Genomic DNA, 21,487 nt, shown 5'->3' with positions numbered 1-21,487 from the left:
GTTGGATGAACGTGTAAAGCGTTCACTCAAAAAAGACACATGTTTATTGGCTTAGGCAGTTTAGCCAAAGCAATGCGTTGTATAGGTATCTAATAGAGTGACGAAAAAGAAGAGAGAAAAGAAGCCCTACCCGATGGGTAGATGCGATTGAAGCAATACCGATTGGGGGATTAGTTTTCGCCCTTAATCTTAGTCACGCTAAGACTGGGGGGATGGTCGATATTGTTCATTAAAAACTCCGAATTTACTGCCGATTTAGCAGCGTAGGTATGATAACAAAGTAATGTAATTTCGCACCAATAAATTGACCATAAACTAGGTTTATTAGATACAAAAAAAGCGCCTATAACGGCGCTTTATCGATTACTTTAAAAACATCACTATTTGATAGTGATTCGAGCAAACTTACGCTTACCCACTTGGAAGACATAAGTGCCAGCCGCTAGCGTTAGCTTAGCATCTGCCACTTTCTCGCCATCCATTTTCGCCGCGCCTTGCTTAACCATACGCATCGCATCAGAAGTTGAAGCACATAGGCCCGCTTCTTTTAGCAAATTCGCCACCGGCGTTTCTGCATCAAATTCAAACTCAGGCATTTCGTCTGGGATTTGGTTTTTAGCAAAACGGTTGATGAATTCTTGCTCTGCCGCATCAGCATCAGCTTCCGAATGGAAACGTGCAATGATCTCTTTCGCAAGTAGGATCTTAACATCACGAGGGTTCTTGCCTTCTGCGATGTCTGCTTTGAACTGTGCAATTTCAGCCAATGGGCGGAATGACAACAACTCGTAGTAGCTCCACATCAGATCGTCAGAGATCGACATGATTTTACCAAACATTTCGCTTGGCGCTTCGCTGATACCGATGTAGTTGTGCGCAGATTTAGACATCTTCTTCTCGCCATCTAGGCCAACAAGAAGCGGCATCATCAATACTGCTTGTGGTTTTTGACCGTGTGCTTTTTGCAGCTCACGTCCCATTAGAAGGTTAAACTTCTGGTCAGTACCTCCTAGCTCTACGTCGGTTTTCATTGCAACTGAGTCATAACCTTGAAGCAGCGGATACATAAACTCGTGGATAGCAATTGGCTGACCGCCAGCGTAACGCTTTTTAAAATCATCACGTTCTAGCATACGTGCAACCGTTTGGTTTGATGCTAGACGGATCATACCTTCCGCGCCTAAATCAGATAACCACTCAGAGTTAAATGAAATCGTCGTCTTCGCCGGATCTAGGATTTTAAATACCTGCTCTTTATACGTTTCCGCATTCGCCAGTACTTGTTCACGGCTTAGAGGTGGGCGTGTCGTGTTCTTACCTGAAGGATCACCGACCATTGCCGTGAAATCACCAATCAGGAAAGTTACTTCGTGTCCAAGCTCTTGGAACGCGCGCAGTTTGTTAAAGATAACTGTATGGCCCAGATGGATATCTGGCGCTGTTGGATCGGCACCCAATTTGATGCGAAGAGGGCGACCCTCTTTCAGCTTAGCAATCAGTTCTTCTTCAGGAATCAGTTCCTCGACACCGCGCTTAATCTCGGCCAGTGCTGCTTCAATACTCGCCATTCTTGTTCACTCCCACAGATTTGGCAAAAATTTGGTAATTTTACATCTTACTTGAATAGCGATGCTTTTTGAAACCAGTTAGACTAGTCAGCTAGCTTTTTTTGTCGAAAATATAATACGGACATACAATGTTGTCGCTTTTCGCTCGACTCCCAAAACTTCATCGGGCTTTAATTATCCTTTTCATCGTTTTAATTGGTGTTGCACTGGCCTTGCCAGAGCCCAAGTCTTTGCGTGATGAAAAAGGCCTCTATGAAATCGGGAAGAACTACCCACTTGAAATTCAACCGGCGAACCTAGTCGTTGAGCCAATGGCGCAGCCGCTGTCTCAATTACGTTGGGAACAATACAAGGTCGCTCCCGGTGAAAGCGCTGCAATTGTTTTTCAGCGCGCGGGGCTCTCTTCGCGCTTGCTTTACCAACTCACCACTTCAAGCAAAGAGATTGAGCAGCAGTTAACTAAGCTTCGTCCGGGTGATGTCCTCAAATTTGGTTTTGATGCTGATGATGAGCTAATCCAAATCAAACGCCCACTCAACGCTTACGAAACCTACCAAATCACCAAATCCGATGGCAGCTTCAAAGGCTCGATTGATGCTAAAGAAGTCAATTACCAATATAACTATGCCGAAGCCTCTATTAGCTCTAACTTCTGGAATGCCGCAATTAGCGCAGGGCTGACAGCGAACCAAATCATGGAGCTGGCCGGCATTTTTGGCTGGGATATCGACTTTGCGCTCGACATTCGTCAAGGCGATAGCTTTAAAATCCTCTATCAAGAAAAAATCGTTGAAGGTGAAGTGGTTGATCGCGGACAGATCATCGCAGCCGTTTTTACTAACCAAGGTGATACTTTAAAAGCGATTTTGGATGACAAGACCGGCAATTACTACGATGAAGAAGGACGCGCGATGAAGAAAGCCTTCCTGCGTTCACCCCTTGATTTTCGTCGTGTCACCTCCAACTTTAATCCAACTCGCCGCCACCCAGTGACGGGCAAAGTGCGCGCGCACCGAGGAACAGATTATGCTGCCCCAGTGGGCACACCGATTTGGGCTGCTGGTGATGGTATTGTCTTAAAGTCGAGCTACAACCAATTTAACGGTAACTATGTCTTCATTAAACATAGCAATATTTATGTCACCAAATACCTGCACTTAACACGTCGCATGGTCAAAACCGGCCAGCGAGTTAAGCAAGGACAAACCATTGGTACACTGGGTGGCACAGGCCGTGTAACCGGTCCTCATCTACATTATGAATTCTTAGTTAATGGTGTACATAGAAACGCGCGCACAGTGAAACTACCGCAATCAAAATCGTTAACTGGCAAAGCCAAACAAACCTTTATGGCCAATGCGGAAATTAGATTGAACAATCTTGAGCGCTACCGAGAATTGCTTGCCAGCAATTAGTGATTGGCTCAATCATCAAAAATAAATAAAAAAAGCGCAGGATTATCGTCCTGCGCTTTTTTATTATTCTTACTCTAGCTATTAACTCACTACCAAGACTGTACTCGCTAGGCGATCGATTCTACCTTCGGCTGTGAGCCGGGCTCTAATGGTTCTTTCTCAGCCACCAATGGTGCTTGAGTTTTATCTTCTTGCTGCACCTCTTTACGGCCTAACATCAATAGGCATGGTGTCAATACCAAGGTCAATACCGTCGCAAATGCTAAGCCTCCAGACACCGCAGTCGCAAGCTGTGACCACCATTGAGTACTTGGTGCACCAAACTCGACCTTCTGATTAATCAGGTCGATGTTCATTTCCAATACCATCGGCAACAATCCGAGAATGGTAGTGACCGTGGTCAGCAGTACCGGACGCAAACGCTGCACACCGGTACGCAAGATGGCTTCACGCTTATCCAAACCACGTCGACGCAGTTGGTTGAAGGTGTCGATCAACACGATATTGTTATTAACCACTATCCCAGCCAAGGCAATAACCCCAATTCCCGACATCACTACCCCAAACGGACGTTGGAAAATCAGTAGTCCGGCAAATACCCCCACGGTGGAGAATAAGACCGCACTCAAGATTAGGAACGCTTGATAAAAACTATTGAATTGGGTGATCAGAATCAGAGCCATCACCACTAAAGCTACTAAGAAGGCATTTTGCAAGAATGCCGAGGAGTTTTGCTGCTCTTCATTTTGTCCTCGCAACTTAAACTCAACACCATTGGGCAGAGGGATCTCACCTAACGCTTGCTCAATCTTAGGCAGCTCCAATGCAAGGTTATAACCCTCTTTGATGTCCGCTTTAATACTAATAATTCGATGACCATCAACGCGATGAATCGTATCCTGCTTGTGATCAGGGACGATGCTGGCAAAGTTAGTGATCGGCACCATTCCAAGTGCAGTTTTGACTCTCAGTTGATCAAACTTACCAATATCTCGCTTCTCTTCAGGATAACGGACAATAATATCAACCTCTTCATTGGAATCATCCGGCAAGTAATCACCAATGGTTAAGCCATTGGTAACAAACTGCACGGTATTGCCCACCAAGGTTGCATCTGCGGCAAAACGCGAAGCATCATCGCGGCGAATATCGATCTGCCAATCAATCCCCTCTTTGCTCGAGTTATCACTAATGTTGGTTAAGGCGCCGTAACCATCAGCCCATTCACGTACTTGTTTGGCTCCCGCATCCAGCTGTTCAAGATCGAGCGATGACATCTCAACCACCAAATCATGTTCTACTGGCGGCCCTGCATCTGGGAACTTGTATTCTATCTCGACGCCAGCATATTGATCGGTTTGCTGCTTCAGATCTTCAATGATCTCTTTGACTTTACGCCGATATTGCCAATCCACTGGGGTAATCTGGATCTGACCGATCTCATCATCTCCCCCTGTACGCGTGTAAACACTCTCAAACTCATCATGCCCCAGCATCATCTGTTCGATGTCGCGCATAATATCGTCTTTCTCGTTAATCGACAGATCACCATAAGAGCGAACTTTGACGGTAAAAAACGGCGGATCGACCTCGGGGAAAAACTCTGCGCCCAAACCCGCTTTGTTGTACGCGGCACCCACACCAAACGCCAAAGCAATCGCCAACAGCAGAATTTTAATCGGGTGGTTAATTGCAACATTGAGTGTGTGGTAGTAAAGCTTAGTCAGGCCCGTTGCTTGAGAGAAGTCGCCATCATGTAAAGCGACCATGCGCTGACGACTGACTGAGGTGACATTCTGCGGTTTGCCAAATAAACCGCCCAGTACCGGCACAAATAACATCGCCATTACCAGCGAAGCAAACAGCGTGGCAATCAAGGTTAACGGCAAGTACTTCATGAACTCGCCGGTCACATCAGGCCAAAATAATAACGGAGCAAAAGCGGCTAATGTGGTCGCAGTTGAAGCGGTGATAGGCCATGCCATCCGTTTAGCCGCATCGCGGTAAGCTTGCTTTCTCGGCCCCCCTTCTTGCATACGCCGATCGGCAAACTCCGTTACGACGATCGCACCATCCACCAGCATGCCCACCGCCATAATAAAGGCGAACAGCACGATAATATTGATGGTAATGCCAAACACCGACAGCGCTAGCAAACCCGCCAAAAATGAGCCAGGAATCGAGATTCCGACCAACATAGCGGTGCGCATACCTAAAATCGCGATGATGACGATCACCACCAAAATAATCGCTGACAATATATTGTTCTGCAGATCATTGAGCATCATTTTGACGTCATTTGATTGATCCCAAGTGTATTTAACCAGCAAGTTATTCGGCCACTCTGGCATTTTTTGCGCTTCAATCAGCACCGCTTTCACCAGCTCTACCGTTTCAATGATGTTTTCACCGGCACGCTTGCTGACATCCAGCACCACCGCCGATTCGCCATCAAGGCGGGCGTAGCTTTCCGGATCACGGAAAGCGCGGCGCACAGTGGCAACATCAGCGAAAGTGATCACTTGTTTGCCATCGACTTTAATCGGCAGTTCAAGCACATCTTTGAGCGAATCAAATACCGAGGGGACTTTAACCGAGAAGCGGCCATAGCCTGTATCCACGAAACCGGCAGCGACCACTCGATTGTTCAATGCAATGAGGTTGTAGATGTCCGCTTGATCTAGGCCATAACTTTCCATCAGTAAGGGATCAACAATAATCTCGACGATATCTTCACGGTCACCAGCAATGTTGACTTCCAACACTTGGCGATAGCTTTCCAGCTTATCTTGTAAACGTCGGGCTATTTGTACAATGGTACGCTCTGGCACCGTACCATACAGAACTAACGATAAAACTGGCTCTTCCGAGGCCAGCGTTACCTCATTAACGGTCGGCTCATCGCTGTCTTCTGGTAATTTAGGTTTAGCGAGATCAACCGCTTCACGAACATCCGCCATCGCTTTATTGAGATCCATACCAACCGAAAATTCCAGTATGACTGAAGCATGTCCTTCCGATGCTGTTGATGTCATCTCTTTCACGCCTTCAATCGAACGCAATTGCTGCTCAATCGGGCGTACTAACAGACGTTCAGAATCGACCGGTGAAATACCTTGGTGGCCAACCGATACATAGATAATAGGGATGGTAATATCGGGGCTCGATTCTTTGGGAATGGTGATGTAGGTGATCACACCAGCGATCAAAATAAACACTAGGAGCACTAACATGGTTCGCGTACGCGACAAGGCCGCATCAATTAAGCTAAACATAGCGCCTCCTACTGCTTCACTTGCTGAGCGCTAGCCTCAACCGCGATCACTTGATCACCATCACGCACAAAACCTTGCCCTGTAGTGATGATCTTCACTTGCTCACCCAACCCTGTCAGCCACACGCCATCTTGCTCAGCTTTGACCAACTGAATTGGCACAAATTTTACTTTGTCCTGCTCAACCAGTGTTTTGATGCCTAAGTTGCCAACCTTATCTAAGGCCAACATCGCAGGAGTTACTTTAACCGCCAATTGATCTTTGAGATTCAATTCAACTTCGGTACTGACGCCTGCTGGGATAAGTTGTTGAGGGTTATCGACTTCAATTTCTATCGGGAAGGTGTTGGTCGAGGTTGAGGAAATCCGCGCGATATAACGTAATTTGCCTTTGGTCTCTTGACCATTAATAAAGCGCACATTCGCCGCTTGGTTTAGCTTTAAATCCTGAATATGGCGCTCGCTAACGTCAGCCTCAATCACGATTTTGTCTAAATCAATCAAGGATGCAACCGGATCACCCACCGCGACGAAATCGCCCTGCTCAATATAAAGATGATCCACAACCCCAGAAAAAGGGGCCGTAACCGCTGTATTACGCAGTGCTAACTTGGCATTGCTGACCATTGCTCTGGCTTCGATTTGCGCCGCTTGAGCATTGGCAAACGCCACTTCACCTTGTAGGCCTTTCTTTTTGAGTGATTGCGCTGCTTTAAACTCTTTCACCCGCACATTGAGCATCGCTTGAGCGCGCTGCAATTGAATCTCAAGATCACCTTTGTCAATTTGAGCAATGACTTGATTACGCTTAACCACCTCGCCTTTTTTTACCTGCAAAGTAACAATTTTACCGGCAATCTCAGCCCCCAGCTTAGCCTGACGATCTGGCGCGGTACGACCGTACAAATCAATACTTTTGTGTACTTGTTGCGCGATGAAGGTTTGGTAAGCCACTTTAGCCAGCGGCACGCTTGTTTCTTGATCAGACTCAGGCGGCGCTTCTTGAGCATCGGATGCCCCCATCGCAAGCCAAGTGGCGAGCAAAATCACTAAAACCAAAGAGACAATATAAGGTCTGACTGATAAAAAATGGAAAATAGACGATTTAGCCATAACTATCCTTAGTAATACATAAGCCGCCTTCCACTGTGCTTACGAGGTTTACTGATTGTTCAAATGATACTGAGGAGTAACAACATGACTGTTGCAAGATTGTTAGGATAACAAGGCTGACAGGGATAACAAGCTTAGATATTAATCAACTTACTATGTATGACTTCGATTGAAATTTCGGCGATAATCAATGTATCGGGTTTCATTAAGACGATTTAAAAGATCACTTTAAAATAAAAAAAGCCGCCCTTAGGCAGCTTTTTCAATAACTTACTTGCTTACACGCTAAACGATGCACCACAGCCACAAGTTGTCGTGGCATTAGGGTTGTTTACAAAAAAGCGTGAACCTTCTAGGCCTTCGGTGTAATCCACCATACCACCGATCAGGTATTGCAGACTCATTGGATCAACAACTAAAGTTACACCGCAGTTTTCAATCGTCGTGTCGCCTTCATTGACGCTTTCGTCAAATGTAAAGCCGTACTGAAAACCGCTACAACCGCCACCTGTGATGTACACACGCAACTTCAAATTTGGATTCTCTTCTTCTGCAATCAGAGCGTGCACACGCTTAGCTGCTGTATCAGAAAAGGTTAGGGGGATGTTGGCTTCGCTCACAACGACCTCTCTCTTATGATCTGCCATTCAAAACAACCTAATTGTTAGGTTCGCTTACAGCAGTTATCTTCTAATAATCTAGTGATTATCTAATACCTGAGTGCAGCGTTCAAGTATTCACCAATAATCGTTGAATATTTCTCTTTCGTGGTTCGTTGTTTTTCTCTTCATTTGCGTGAATTGGCCTCAAATTAGTCACAATATGTGGGAAAACATTTCGTGCACTGAGTTTGGCAGGTACAATGCCCACCTAATTGGTCCGAGCAATCAAAAGAGGATATTTCAATGACCAAATCAGCAGACTTATATCAAAAGGCGCAAAAGACCATCCCTGGTGGTGTGAACTCACCTGTGCGCGCATTTAACGGTGTGGGTGGCGCTCCAATTTTTGTTGAACGCGCTGATGGCCCTCTTATTTTTGATGCGGACGGCAAAGCCTACATCGACTACGTCGGTTCTTGGGGTCCAATGATCCTTGGCCACAACCACGCTCTGATTCGCCAAGCCGTGATTGATGCAGCGCAACGTGGTTTAAGCTTTGGTGCGCCAACTGAGCTTGAAATTAACATGGCTGAGTTAGTGACTGAATTAGTGCCATCAATGGAACAAATCCGCATGGTGAGCTCTGGTACAGAAGCAACCATGAGTGCTATCCGCCTTGCGCGTGGTTTCACTGGCCGCGATAAAATCATGAAATTTGAAGGCTGTTACCACGGCCACGCAGACAGCCTACTGGTGAAAGCAGGTTCTGGTGCATTGACACTTGGTCAACCAAGCTCACCAGGTGTACCGGCTGATTTTGCCAAATACACACTAACGGCAACCTTTAACGACCTTGATTCAGTTCGTGAATTGTTTGCAGCGAACAAAGGCGAAATTGCTTGTATCATCGTCGAACCCGTTGCGGGCAACATGAACTGTATTCCACCGGTTGAGGGTTTCCATGAAGGCCTACGCGAAATCTGTGATCAAGAAGGCGCACTACTGATCTTTGATGAAGTAATGACGGGTTTCCGTGTTGCTCTAGGTGGCGCACAAGCACACTACAATATCAAACCTGATCTAACCACTCTGGGTAAAGTCATCGGTGGCGGTATGCCAGTGGGTGCGTTTGGTGGTCGTAAAGATGTAATGCAATACATCGCGCCAACCGGCCCAGTATACCAAGCAGGCACTCTGTCTGGTAACCCAGTGGCAATGGCGGCAGGCTTTGCTTGTTTGAGCGTACTACGTGCGGAAGGTAACGAAGCGCGTCTTGCATCAGCAACAAAACAACTTGCTGATGGTTTCAAACGTCTAGCGGACAGCCACGGTATTCCACTGGTGGTAAACCAAGTTGGCGGCATGTTCGGTTTCTTCTTTACTGAACAAGAAAGTGTGACCTGCTTTGCTGATGTAAATAAGTGTGATGTAGAGCGCTTCAAGCGTTTCTTCCATCTGATGCTAGAGCACGGTGTTTACCTGGCACCTTCTGCTTTTGAAGCAAGCTTTACCTCACTAGCACACGGCAGCAAGGAAATTGAAGCGACACTAGAAGCGGCAGATCGCTGTTTCGCAATCATCGCTCAAGAAAAATAAGCCTTAATTAAGCCTTAGCTTCGTGGTGATGATGTCATTGATCTCACACGCTCAATAGCATGAAAAAGCGCGTTCGATAATCGAACGCGCTTTTTTTACTATCGTCACTCGAACAACACCGAAAACATCGCGCCATTCCGATAGCACCTCGCTCATTGCCAATTGATTACAACCAATAACACCAACACCGTACAAACAATTGCAAACCACGGTATCGGCCGTTTTTTTGGCTCCGATTGACACCCCTTATCTTTACCACAACAACCCATCACACCCTCATTAGTTGCCTAGCCACTATTTTCACGTCATTATAATTGTATTGCACTTTACTTTGGGTTCGCTTGTGTCAAAAAAAATAAATATCACCTCTGATCATTGGGTGTTGATCGCTGCATTATTAGCGTCAGCTTTTGCCTGTTTTTTACTGCTTGAGCCATATATCAACTCCATTGTGATGGCATTCATCATTTCGCTATTGATGTTTCCAATCCATGGCTGGATTGAAAGCAAGCTACCTAATCACAAAAACCTCGTTTCTTTGCTCTCTTGTATCGTATTGACCTTTATCATTGTGATTCCGCTGCTGTTTGTTTTTGCCGCTATCGTGCAGCAAGGTACGGTTTTTTCACAAAATGTGTATCAATGGGTGTCGACCGGCGGTATTCAAGAGATCTTTGCTCATCCTTTAGTGGTTAAGGGATTAAAACTGGTCAATACATACTTACCATTTGATGCGATTAAGCCACAAGAAATTGCCCAAAAAGTCGCGGAGTTCGCCACCACCTTTGGTACAAACATTGTTGGTATCAGCGCTAAAATTCTTGGTGATGCGACCAACTTCTTGATGTCGTTTTTCTTGATGCTATTCGTACTGTTTTTCTTACTCCGTGATCACGACAAAATTATTTCCGCAATTCGTCATATTTTGCCACTATCACGTAGCCAAGAAGACAAATTACTCGATGAAGTCGAAAAAGTGGCTAAATCAGCGGTAATGGGATCGTTCTTAACCGCCATTGCACAAGGTTTTGCTGGTGGCTTTGGTATGTGGATCGCAGGCTTTCCAGGCTTATTCTGGGGCACAATCATGGGGTTTGCATCGTTTATTCCCGTGGTTGGGACCGCACTTATTTGGGTACCTGCCGTCGCCTATCTATTCCTCACTGGAGACACCACATGGGCGATCTTCCTATTAGTGTGGAGTGTCGCAATTGTGGGGTCTATTGATAACTTATTACGTCCATTGTTGATGCAAGGCAGCGCAGGCATGAACACACTGATGATTTTCTTCTCATTATTGGGGGGCTTGCATCTGTTTGGCTTGATTGGTTTGATTTATGGTCCAATCATCTTTGCTGTCACCATGGTGTTGTTTAACATCTACGAAGAAGAATTCTCTGATTTCCTTGATTCGCAAGACAATAAATAAGCCATCAATATCTGCGTTGTTATTTAAAGCGTGCTAGTTTCAAGTGAGGGAGGATTATGAGAGAATCCTCCCTCTTTTTTTTCTGTCGAGCACACCATGTCTGCTTATATTGCCCCAAGCCAAATCGCTGAGCGCCAACTTGCCTACTTCGCAGGCAAACACGTCTTGGTGGCTGGCGAAGCTGAAGATCTTTTTCCCGTTGAATTAGCAAAACATTGTGAGTCTGTCACCGTGTTCACCACTAACTACGGCTACTATCGTCAGCTAAAAGCCAACACCAGCATCACAGCGGTATTTGGTGCCGAGTTTGATCAGCAGACCAATGCCGACATGGTGCTTTTATATTGGCCAAAAGCCAAAGCAGAAGCTGAATACCTGCTCGCGATGCTAATGGCGAAGCTGGGTGCAGAGACGGAAATTGCCGTGGTCGGTGAAAATCGTTCTGGCATTAAGAGCGTCGAGAAGATGTTTCAGCCTTATGGCGTGGTTAAAAAATATGACTCTGCTCGTCGCTGCTCGTTCTATTGGGGTCAGTGCACCCAACAAGCTGCGCCTTTTAACATGGAAGCTTGGTTTAAAAGCTACTCTGTCGATTACCAAGGCACAGCCCTGACTATCAAAAGTTTACCGGGAGTCTTTAGCCACGGTGAGTTTGATATCGGCAGTAAACTGCTGCTTGATACCTTACCGTCATTGCACGGTAAGGTACTTGATTTCGGCTGTGGTGCTGGCGTGATTGGCAGCGTGATGGCGATGCTAAATCCGGAGATTAAACTAGAGATGTGCGATATCAGCGCGCTTGCGGTGGAATCCTCTAAAGCGACACTGGCAGCGAATGGCTTACAAGGTCAAGTCTTTGCCTCTGATGTCTATTCCGATTGTCACGATGGTTACCAATTTATCATCAGTAACCCTCCGTTCCACTCAGGGCTTGATACCAGCTACAGTGCAACCGAAACACTACTTGCACAAGCACCACAGCAACTTTCCCTAGCAGGAACACTGCTGATAGTGGCCAATAGCTTCTTAAAATACCCGCCGATTATTGAGCAGGCGTTTGGAAATTGCGAGACGCTAAATAAGACCAATAAATTCACCATCTACGCTGCAAAAAAATAACCTTCGGCCCAGAATTACTCAAATTCTGGGCTTTTTTACTGCAATTTAAATAAAACTGCGCCTTTTACCACGCTTTACATGTTACTTACTTGTCAAAGTAAAAAAACTCGTTAATTTTGTCATTTCAGCAAATTCAACGTTTTTAACACCGAGCCGATTACGCTTGGTTCTCATGGAAAGTCATCCCCTTATCATGTTTAAGTTGTATCGAAAACAAAGATTCAAACGCCTGCAAAATACACTCATGCTGGCATTTTTGGCGCTCAGTATCACGCCTCTAACTGTGATCGCCCTCTTCTTCCTCAATTCGCACAGCCAAGATCTGCAAGAGCAAAGCACTTCACATCTTCTCTCTGTACGAGATAGTAAGCACCAACAGATTGTTGATTATCTTGATGCACGCGAATCGGAAGTGATGGGGTTTGTCCGTTCAGAACTCGCTTATGCCAGTGGCGGCCGCTTCTATGGCTTAGTCAATGCATTCCAAAGCCTCGGTTTGGACATCAACCAGGCTCGCGACTATGCGCAGCAACGCTATATTCAAGGCTCAGGGAATCAGATTAAAACGTCAATTTTGCCGCAATCGGACATTTATAACGGTACAGAGCGCTATCGCTTACTACATACTCGTTATCATCGCGCCTATTTAGAACTGTTAAAACGTTCTGATTTTGACGACATTTTGTTGGTCGATATTAACGGCAACGTCACCTATTCCATCTATAAACACGATAACTTCGGTACCAACCTAATCTCTGGTAAATACAAAGACGATAACTTAGGTTTGGCCTTTCAAAAACTGAAGAAAAATGTCACGTCGGTACGTAAGACCAATGAAGACTACACGCCAGTGTTCTTCTCTGACTTCGAAACTCATCATGGAAAATCTTACGCTTGGATCGGCGCGCCAATCATCCAACAAGGCTACCTACATAGCTACGCGATGTTCCGTCTACCAAATAATAGTTTGACCAAATTGATGGCTGACAATAACAACATTTGGTCGATAAAAACCTTACTGGTTGGTGAAGACCACAAGCCTCGTACCCTTGCTTATAGCCAAGAAGAGGTTGATAACAGCCTGACTATTATCGATCGTGCCTTTAATAATCCAGCGTCAGTAGGCACCTTTACCAATGCTCTCGGTGAAGAGATTATTGCCGCCTACAGCCATATCCAAACCAAAGGTATTGACTGGGCACTTGTGGTGGAAGTCGCTGAAAAAGAAGCCTTTGCTCGTGTACAACAACTTGAACGACTGTTTGTTTTTGCCATGTTGTTTGCCATTATCGTGGTGGTTATCGCTTCGCACTACCTCTCTAACTTCATCACTCTACCGCTGTTAAAGCTGACATGGTCAGCAGAAAAAGCATCAGCCGGCGATCTCAATGCGGAAATCAACACTCAACGTAAAGATGAGATTGGCCGACTCGCCATTGCGTTTGATCGCATGCAGCGTTCGATTCGAGACAAAATCCAGCTTATTCGCGAACAAAATGAAGAGCTGGAAGATAACCTCACGATAATCCAGAAGAAAAACGATGAATTGCAATTGGCCAACAAACTTAAAGATGAGTTTCTTGCCACCACTTCACACGAATTACGTACCCCACTGCATGGCATGATTGGCATTGCAGAAGCGCTTATTTCGGGGGCTAGTGGGCCGATTACTGCCGATCATAAATATCAACTCGATATTATCATCAGCAGCGGACAACGCTTAACCACCTTAGTTGACGATCTACTCGACTATCACAAAATGCGTTATGGCAATCTTGACATCGAAACCTGTGGTGTCGACTTATCGAGTGCCACTCGCCTTGTGCTAGAGCTCTCGTCACACCTACTGGGTAACAAACAGATCCGCATTATTAACCAAGTGGCGGCTGAGCCAGTTTGGGTTGCGGCAGATCCACAACGTCTTGAACAGGTGCTTTATAATCTCGTTGGTAACGCGATCAAATACACCCGCGAAGGTAAAATTGTTATTTCTGCCACGGTAGTAGACGATAAAATCCGCGTGCAAGTAGTCGACACTGGCCAAGGCATTCCTGCCGACCAAATCGAGCATATTTTCGAACCATTAATCCAAGCCAGCGATGATGCCAGCCGCTACCGTCAGGGTGCAGGCCTAGGTCTGTCTATTAGCCGCCAGTTAGTTGAATTGATGGATGGCTCACTCTATGTCAGCAGCCAACCAATGGTCGGCACAACATTTAGCTTTACCTTACCGATTGCCACCGAAGCGCAAATCGCGCAGGCGAGCCATAACGATAGCATCCACTTTAAAGTGCCTGAGAGCTATGAACTAGAAGAGGCCAGCATTAGTAGCCTACCTGAGAACCCAGATGGCCAATTGCTGCTTGTTGTGGATGATGAACCGGTAAACTTAAGAGTATTGGACAGCTTCTTAAGAATCGCGGGCTATCGTGTACGCACGGCGAAAGATGGGTTTGAAGCCTTACAACAAATTGAACAAGAAAGACCGGAACTGGTGCTACTGGATGTGATGATGCCGGGCTTAAGTGGCTATCAAGTGTGTGAAACCATTCGTGAAAATTACAGCCAGTCAGAATTGCCTGTCATTATGTTAACTGCCTTAAACCAGCCTGATGACCGTATTCGTGGCTTCAATTCCGGCGCCAATGACTACTTATCAAAACCATTCAATAAACAAGAGCTGGCGGCCCGTATTTTGGTACACCTCTCAGCAAGCCAAGCTGAATTGCGTAAAGCGGAAAACCACCGTTTACAGCAAGAATTAAAACAACGCGCTGCTGTGGAAGCGAGCTTGCTCGAAACACAAGGTCGATTGCTAGAGCAACTGGAGTCTGCTCCAGAAGCGATCATCTGTATCCGGGACGATGGTCGAATCCGCTTTGCTAACGAAGCGGCCGCACGACTGTTTAAACGCAGCACTGAGCAGCTAAAACGTTCAAATGCAGACGAAATCTTAGGCCCTAAATTCCTTGATGTTGAGCAAGAGCACTATTGCGGTAAAGTGGATATCTACGTTGAGGATACCCGTCAACATCTCGATGCCGACATTCTGCGTCTGCCACTGGAATCAGGCCTTAAGTCAATGTACATCTTTGATAATGGCGGTGGTGCCAATGCGGTGCGTATTCACAACCTAGAGACTGCCATTGAGGCACTTTCAAGCTATGCGTTTGACGGTGACAAGGGCAAGTTACAAGAACTCAAAGAATTAGGCGGTGAATTTACTCGCCTTGCTGACCGCGTCACGGGTGAACATAAGTCGAAACAGGAAGTGATGCGCGAAGTATTGGTGGATGCAATGACAACCGCAATCAATTACTGGGAAAACAGTTCAGGCCAAACCAAGTTTGCCTTTGCTGAGCAAAGTGGTTTATGGCGCGTCTATCTAGACCGCAGTACCCTGCAAACGCGCACCTTAGATAAATACCTACGTATCGAAACGCTACCGAAAACACCACGCTGGCGTACCGTACTGAGCTCACTGGAATATATTCTTGATAACAGCCACGAGATGAATGCAGAACGAGCACTGATTGAAGAGCTGCGAGATAAGCTTCAACACCTGCTTACCAGTTAGTGAGTTCAATCACGATACAGCCCGTCAAATCGACGGGCTTTTTTTTACCTTGAGATAATCGTTCTCATTAGCGTTTTTACACAGCGAAAAACAACTTGGTTTCACGTCGACAATTGTTTGAAACTGAGCCCAAAAATAACGGTCAAAAACGCTAAAATCCGCCTAAAAGTAAATAAAGCAACGTAATTGCGAACCCAATCACAACAATTCGTCAGTTTAAAATTAGCGTAGTGAATTAACACTAAAACCGCCTAGTGATGAAGATCCCACCGAACCAGCCCTGCCAATAAAACCAATTAAAATAAAGAAACAAGAAGATAGTGAACACTAACTTAACACCATCACCCCAAAGTAAACTGCGACACACTTCAAAGCTTGTTTTTTAACCGCATTGAGCAAGAAATACAATTAATTGACGTTATTGACGTTGCTGAGTGATGTTTTGACGTTTTTAACGGGAATGGCAATTGATAAACATGCGAATTCAGTGTTTTCTAGATGTGCCTAGGGCCTACAGGCCACTCATATTTCCCAACAACCTCTGACGTTGAGAAATAGTTTCTGAGGTAGGTCTTGGCGAGTGTTCATCAATTGATAACATTCATCCATTAGTGAAATGAAAGCAAATAGTAAGGAACAGCTATGCTTGCCAACATTAAAAAAACTGCATTAGCAACAGCGATCATCGCAACAGCTACTACTGGTTTCGCATCAGTAGCAACTGCAGCAGAAAAAAGTGAACTAACGATCCACCCTAAAGAGTACACTACCTTCGTACGTAACTTTAACCCGTACCTAGGTGCAACTAACTTGCACACTACTCGTGATTTCCTATACGAGCCGCTAGTTGTATTCAACGAAATGCACGGTAACACTCCTGTATTCCGTCTAGCTGAAGGTTTTACCGTTGCTGACGATCTACTAAGTGTTGTTTTCGATATCCGTAAAGGCGTTAAATGGTCTGACGGCGAAACATTCAACGCAGACGACGTTATCTACTCTTTTGAACTAGTTAAAGCAAAACCTGAACTAGACCAAGCAGGTACTAACGCTTGGGTTACTAGCGTAGAGAAACTGAACGACTACCAAGTTAAGTTCAACATTGCGGAAGCGAACTCAAACGCGCCTTACGAAATCGTTAAACTACCTATCGTTCCTGAGCACATCTGGAGCAAAGTAAAAGATCCATCAACGTTCACAAACGAAAACCCAGTAGGTACTGGTCCGTTTACTGAAATCGATACTTTTACCCCTCAACTTTACACACAATGTCGTAACCCTAACTACTGGGATGCTGACAACCTAGAAGTTGACTGTCTACGTGTTCCGCAAATCGCGAACAACGACCAGTTCCTAGGTAAAGTTGTAAACAGCGAAATGGACTGGACTTCATCGTTCGTTCCAGATATCGACCGTACTTACGCAGCAGCAAGTCCTAACCACCAATACTGGTACCCGCCATCAGGTACTCAGTCATTCGTAGTTAACTTCAAGCACCCAGATGCAGTGAAGAACGAAGCGTTAACTAACGTTGACTTCCGTCGCGCATTCTCTATGGCTATTGACCGTCAAACTATTATCGACATCGCATTCTACGGCGGCGGTACAGTGAATGACTTCGCTTCTGGCCTTGGTTACGCGTTTAAGACTTGGTCTAACGAAGAAACTCACGCTAAGTACAAAGGCTACAACACGTACAACGTTGAAGGTGCTAAAGCGCTACTAGCTAAAGCTGGCTTTAAAGATGTGAACAACGACGGTTTCGTTGACACTCCATCTGGTAAGTCTTTCGAACTTCTAATCCAATCTCCAAACGGTTGGACTGACTTCAACAACACTGTTCAACTTGCTGTTGAGCAACTAGCTGAAGTAGGCATCAAAGCGAAAGCACGTACACCAGACTTCTCTGTGTACAACCAAGCGATGCTAGAAGCAACGTACGACGTAGCATACACCAACTACTTCCACGGTGCGGATCCACACCTATACTGGAACAGTGCTTACAACTCAGCACTTCAGTCTGGTGACGGCATGCCACGCTTTGCTTTGCACTACTACAAGAACGAAAAGCTAGATGGTCTTCTAAACAGCTTCTACAAAACTGCTGATAAGAAAGAACAGCTAGACATCGCTCACGGTATCCAGCAAATCATCGCAGCTGACCAAGTAACGGTTCCTGTAATGTCTGGTGCATACATGTACCAATACAATACAACTCGTTTCACTGGTTGGTGGAATGAAGAAAATCCTAAGGGTCGTCCAAACATTTGGGACGGTATCCCTGAGCGTCTACTACACGTACTGGACCTAAAACCAGTTAAGTAATTAGACATTCAATATAGCGGCGCACATCCCGTGCGCCGCACATCCCCCCTCCTGTTAGCATTTATGGTATGGCGCTTTGCGTCAGGGGATTTTTCGCGCTCAAATAAGTAGTTTCGCTGAGGGCGACCTGACACCAGGAACAGGGAAAATCTGGGTGATTAAGGTGTAAGTTATGGGTTATTTTTTAAGACGTTTGTCATTTTATTTTGTCGCTCTTTTAGTTGCGGCAACGTTGAACTTTATTATTCCGCGAGCAATGCCTGGTGACCCAGTTACCATGATGTTTGCAAACGCTTCGGTTCAGGTTACTCCTGAGCGTATTGAAGCAATGAAACAACTACTAGGCTTCGTAGATGGTCCTATTTGGATGCAATACTTTGCCTACATGAAAAACATTCTTAGCTGGGAGCTGGGTACTTCGATTCAATTCTACCCTCTTTCAGTAAACACTCTACTTGGTGGTGCATTTGGCTGGTCTCTATTCCTAGCGGGTACTGCAGTAGTTTTTTCATTCTCTCTTGGCTCAATTTTAGGTATCTATGCAGCTTGGAAACGCGGTAGTAAATACGATGCGTTCATTACTCCTGGCATGCTAGTTATCCAAGCGGTACCTCAAGTCGTTATCGCCATGATTGCATTGTTTACTTTCGCTATCGGTCTTAAATGGTTCCCAACGGGTTACGCTTACACAGCGGGTACATCTCCTGACTGGACAAGCTGGGCGTTCATCAAAGACGTTGCTTACCACGCAGTACTACCACTAGTGTGTGCAACCATCGTTCAGATTGGTGGCTTCCTAGTAAACATGCGTAACAACATGATCAACCTACTAGCAGAAGATTACATTACGATGGCAAAAGGCAAAGGCCTAAGCGAAAGACGTATTGTATTTAACTACGCAGCTCGTAACGCGATGCTTCCAAGTGTAACCGCACTTTCAATGGCGCTAGGTATGGCAATCGGTGGTCAGTTGATTATCGAAATCATCTTTAACTACCCAGGTCTAGGTTCAGTTCTATTTAACGCGATTAAAGCGCGTGATTACCAAGTACTTCAAGGTCAGCTACTTATCATGACGTTATTCATGCTGTTCTTTAACCTACTTGCAGACATGCTATACGTAGTTCTCGACCCTCGCCTACGTAAGGGAGGTAAATAATAATGAAAGGTATCTTCAAACTGATCGTCGGTAACCCGATGGCACTGGTTGGCAGTATTATTCTTAGCGCGTTTGTTTTAATGGCTGTATGTGCACCGCTACTTGCAAAGCACGCTCCAGACAAACGTACTGGTAACCCACACGAATATCCAGCATCTGTGGTAAAAGCTGCACAAGCAAATCCAGATGGTTGGGTAGCAAAAAACCTAGCTGATGACCGCCGCACTTTGATTATGTCGAAAAAAGCGGATCACGTAATGGGTACCTCTCGTATGGGCCGTGACGTTTGGTCTCAGTTCGTACACGGTTCTCGCGTATCACTATCAGTCGGTTTTGGCGCTGGTATCACAGTATGTTTTCTAGCGACGGTTATCGGTATCTCAGCAGGTTACTTCGGTGGACGTGTTGATGACTTCCTAACTGCAGCAATGAACATCATGCTGGTTATTCCACAGTATCCACTACTGTTTGTTCTCGCGGCCTTTATCGGTGAGGCTGGGCCACTAACCATTGCCTTAATCATCGGCTTTACGGCCTGGGCCTGGGGGGCTCGTGTTATACGCTCCCAAACTCTTGCCCTACGTGAAAAAGAGTTCGTTAAAGCAGCAGAAGTATTGGGTGAATCTTCATGGCGCATCATCTTCGTTGAGATTTTGCCAAACCTTATCCCAATCGTTGGTGCAAGCTTCATCGGTTCAGTTATGTACGCAATCATGATGGAAGCCACTATCTCGTTCCTAGGTCTTGGTGACCCGAACACAGTTAGCTGGGGCATCATGCTGTACAACGTACAGACATCATCTTCAATGCTGATCGGCGCTTGGTGGGAGCTTCTAGCACCATGTATGGCACTGATTCTACTGATGACTGGCCTTGCACTACTTAACTTCGCCGTGGATGAAATTGCTAACCCGCAACTTCGCTCGCACAAAGGTATGAAGCGTTGGAAGAAACTTGCTGAGCAAGATAAAAACGAGCGCGAGCCTGAGCTACCACCACAAAATGCACTTTGGAGCGGAGATAAATAATCATGACAGCACCACTAATTTCCGTCCGCAACCTTTGCGTTGACTACATCACAGCATCGGGCGATGTCCGTGCCTGTAACAATGTGAGCTTTGACCTAGCACCAGGTGAAGTCTTTGGCCTAGCCGGTGAATCTGGTTGTGGTAAATCGACCGTTGCCTTCTCGCTAATGCGTCTACATAAGCCGCCAGCATTTATCACCGGTGGTGAGGTTATTTTCAACGGCGAAAATATCCTCAACTACAGCGACGAGCGCATGCAAGCTTTCCGCTGGAGCGAGATGTCGATGGTTTTCCAAAGTGCGATGAATGCACTAAACCCTGTACTGACGATGGAAGAACAGTTCTGTGACGTAATCATGCGTCACACGAACATGACTCGTGAGCAAGCGAAAAAACGTGCAGAAGGTTTATTGGAAATCGTTGATATCCACCCTAACCGTTTGACTGACTACCCTCACCAATTCTCTGGTGGTATGCGTCAACGTTTGGTTATCGCGATTGCATTGGCGCTTAATCCAAAAATGATCATCATGGATGAACCAACAACAGCACTAGACGTTGTGGTTCAACGTGAAATTCTACAAAAGATCTATGCACTGAAAGAAGAGTTTGGTTTCTCGATTCTGTTTATTACACACGACCTATCATTGATGGTCGAGTTCTCAGACCGTATCGGCATCATGTACTCAGGTGAATTGATCGAAGTTGCTCCATCGAAGGAAATTTTAACTAGCCCTTACCACCCGTACACCAAAGGGCTGGGAAGTTCATTCCCTCCATTGACTGGGCCTAAAACTAAGCTGACAGGTATCCCTGGCAACCCATTGAACTTGCTAGAAATACCACAAGGCTGTCGTTTCCAGGCACGTTGCGACCGTGTGCATGACAAATGTACTCAAGTTGCGACTCAGTTGAGAGAGATTGAACCTAACCATCTTTCTAACTGCCACCTTTACGGTGAGCCAATTGCCCAGACCAAAATCTAGCAATTAATAAAGAAAAACTAAAAATTTCTGGAGTCAATTATGAGCAAAGCGTACGGCGAATTACTGGTAGAGGGTAAAAATCTTATTAAGGATTTCCCGATCAGTAGTAACGCCCTTAAACAACCAATGATGCGTGCGATCAACGATGTATCATTCAAAATGTACAAAAGTCGCGGCTTAGCAGTAGTAGGTGAATCAGGTTCTGGTAAATCAACTACAGCAAAAATGATCGCAAAAATGTATGCCCCAACATCAGGTACTATCGAATACAAAGGACGCGATATCTTAGATATCAA

General features: G+C 45.6%; 14 protein-coding genes. 10 read left to right on the top strand and 4 right to left on the bottom strand.

The window, feature by feature from the left end:
• Positions 1-380: 380 nt before the first annotated feature.
• Complete coding sequence (gene tyrS / locus RH86_RS07000; protein ID WP_005593319.1) at positions 381-1,568, bottom strand: tyrosine--tRNA ligase; 1,188 nt, start codon at positions 1,566-1,568, stop codon at positions 381-383.
• Positions 1,569-1,696: 128 nt separating this feature from the next.
• On the opposite strand from tyrS, the gene RH86_RS06995 reads away from it, so the two are divergent.
• Positions 1,697-2,983, top strand: coding sequence for a peptidoglycan DD-metalloendopeptidase family protein (locus RH86_RS06995; protein WP_005593320.1), 1,287 nt, complete (start codon positions 1,697-1,699; stop codon positions 2,981-2,983).
• Between the two features lie 107 nt (positions 2,984-3,090).
• On the opposite strand, the gene RH86_RS06990 is transcribed toward RH86_RS06995, so the two are convergent.
• The 3 genes from RH86_RS06990 to erpA all read right to left on the bottom strand — a co-directional run bounded on the left by RH86_RS06990 (position 3,091) and on the right by erpA (position 7,990).
• Complete coding sequence (locus RH86_RS06990) at positions 3,091-6,258, bottom strand: efflux RND transporter permease subunit (RefSeq protein WP_009733670.1); 3,168 nt, start codon at positions 6,256-6,258, stop codon at positions 3,091-3,093.
• A gap of 8 nt (positions 6,259-6,266) precedes the next feature.
• Positions 6,267-7,370: an efflux RND transporter periplasmic adaptor subunit gene (locus RH86_RS06985; RefSeq protein ID WP_009733669.1), complete on the bottom strand. Its 1,104-nt coding sequence runs from the start codon at positions 7,368-7,370 to the stop codon at positions 6,267-6,269.
• A 278-nt stretch (positions 7,371-7,648) separates the two neighbouring features.
• On the bottom strand, positions 7,649-7,990 hold the full coding sequence (gene erpA / locus RH86_RS06980; RefSeq protein WP_005593244.1) for an iron-sulfur cluster insertion protein ErpA: 342 nt from the start codon (positions 7,988-7,990) through the stop codon (positions 7,649-7,651).
• Positions 7,991-8,275: 285 nt separating this feature from the next.
• Between erpA and hemL the strand changes: the two genes are divergently transcribed.
• The 9 genes from hemL to RH86_RS06930 form a co-directional block, all read left to right on the top strand.
• On the top strand, positions 8,276-9,568 hold the full coding sequence (hemL, locus tag RH86_RS06975; RefSeq protein ID WP_005593243.1) for a glutamate-1-semialdehyde 2,1-aminomutase: 1,293 nt from the start codon (positions 8,276-8,278) through the stop codon (positions 9,566-9,568).
• Positions 9,569-9,911: 343 nt separating this feature from the next.
• Positions 9,912-10,997, top strand: a complete 1,086-nt coding sequence (locus tag RH86_RS06965) for an AI-2E family transporter (RefSeq protein WP_009733667.1) — start codon at positions 9,912-9,914, stop codon at positions 10,995-10,997.
• A 96-nt stretch (positions 10,998-11,093) separates the two neighbouring features.
• Positions 11,094-12,116: a 16S rRNA (guanine(1207)-N(2))-methyltransferase RsmC gene (gene rsmC / locus RH86_RS06960; RefSeq protein WP_009733666.1), complete on the top strand. Its 1,023-nt coding sequence runs from the start codon at positions 11,094-11,096 to the stop codon at positions 12,114-12,116.
• 193 nt (positions 12,117-12,309) lie between these two features.
• Entirely contained in the window at positions 12,310-15,693 is a 3,384-nt protein-coding gene (locus RH86_RS06955; protein WP_005593238.1) for a response regulator, read from the top strand.
• Between the two features lie 642 nt (positions 15,694-16,335).
• The gene (locus tag RH86_RS06950) at positions 16,336-18,018 is read left to right on the top strand and encodes an ABC transporter substrate-binding protein (protein ID WP_009733665.1); all 1,683 of its coding nucleotides are present in this window, start codon (positions 16,336-16,338) and stop codon (positions 18,016-18,018) included.
• Positions 18,019-18,190: 172 nt separating this feature from the next.
• Positions 18,191-19,177 carry an ABC transporter permease gene (locus RH86_RS06945; protein WP_009733664.1) on the top strand — a complete coding sequence of 329 codons (987 nt, stop codon included), beginning with the start codon at positions 18,191-18,193 and terminating at the stop codon, positions 19,175-19,177.
• A gap of 2 nt (positions 19,178-19,179) precedes the next feature.
• Positions 19,180-20,205 carry an ABC transporter permease gene (locus tag RH86_RS06940; RefSeq protein WP_009385729.1) on the top strand — a complete coding sequence of 342 codons (1,026 nt, stop codon included), beginning with the start codon at positions 19,180-19,182 and terminating at the stop codon, positions 20,203-20,205.
• 2 nt (positions 20,206-20,207) lie between these two features.
• Complete coding sequence (locus RH86_RS06935) at positions 20,208-21,191, top strand: ABC transporter ATP-binding protein (RefSeq protein ID WP_009385706.1); 984 nt, start codon at positions 20,208-20,210, stop codon at positions 21,189-21,191.
• Positions 21,192-21,230: 39 nt separating this feature from the next.
• A partial coding sequence (locus tag RH86_RS06930; RefSeq protein ID WP_009385705.1) for an ATP-binding cassette domain-containing protein occupies positions 21,231-21,487 on the top strand: 257 nt, incomplete at its 3' end.

The sequence above is a fragment of the Vibrio sp. N418 genome (genome assembly GCF_000222565.1).
GTDB classification, from domain to species: Bacteria; Pseudomonadota; Gammaproteobacteria; order Enterobacterales; family Vibrionaceae; genus Vibrio; species Vibrio scophthalmi.
This window is presented reverse-complemented; position numbering and strand designations above follow the sequence as displayed.

Bases quoted from the DNA above. Each gene is read 5' to 3' on its own strand.
- RH86_RS06985 (WP_009733669.1), bottom strand. From the start codon at position 7,370: ATGGCTAAATCGTCTATTTTCCATTTTTTATCAGTCAGACCTTATATT.
- RH86_RS06955 (WP_005593238.1), top strand. From the start codon at position 12,310: ATGTTTAAGTTGTATCGAAAACAAAGATTCAAACGCCTGCAAAATACA.
- RH86_RS06935 (WP_009385706.1), top strand. From the start codon at position 20,208: ATGACAGCACCACTAATTTCCGTCCGCAACCTTTGCGTTGACTACATC.
- RH86_RS06995 (WP_005593320.1), top strand. From the start codon at position 1,697: ATGTTGTCGCTTTTCGCTCGACTCCCAAAACTTCATCGGGCTTTAATT.
- RH86_RS06940 (WP_009385729.1), top strand. From the start codon at position 19,180: ATGAAAGGTATCTTCAAACTGATCGTCGGTAACCCGATGGCACTGGTT.
- rsmC (WP_009733666.1), top strand. From the start codon at position 11,094: ATGTCTGCTTATATTGCCCCAAGCCAAATCGCTGAGCGCCAACTTGCC.
- RH86_RS06945 (WP_009733664.1), top strand. From the start codon at position 18,191: ATGGGTTATTTTTTAAGACGTTTGTCATTTTATTTTGTCGCTCTTTTA.
- tyrS (WP_005593319.1), bottom strand. From the start codon at position 1,568: ATGGCGAGTATTGAAGCAGCACTGGCCGAGATTAAGCGCGGTGTCGAG.
- RH86_RS06990 (WP_009733670.1), bottom strand. From the start codon at position 6,258: ATGTTTAGCTTAATTGATGCGGCCTTGTCGCGTACGCGAACCATGTTA.
- hemL (WP_005593243.1), top strand. From the start codon at position 8,276: ATGACCAAATCAGCAGACTTATATCAAAAGGCGCAAAAGACCATCCCT.
- RH86_RS06950 (WP_009733665.1), top strand. From the start codon at position 16,336: ATGCTTGCCAACATTAAAAAAACTGCATTAGCAACAGCGATCATCGCA.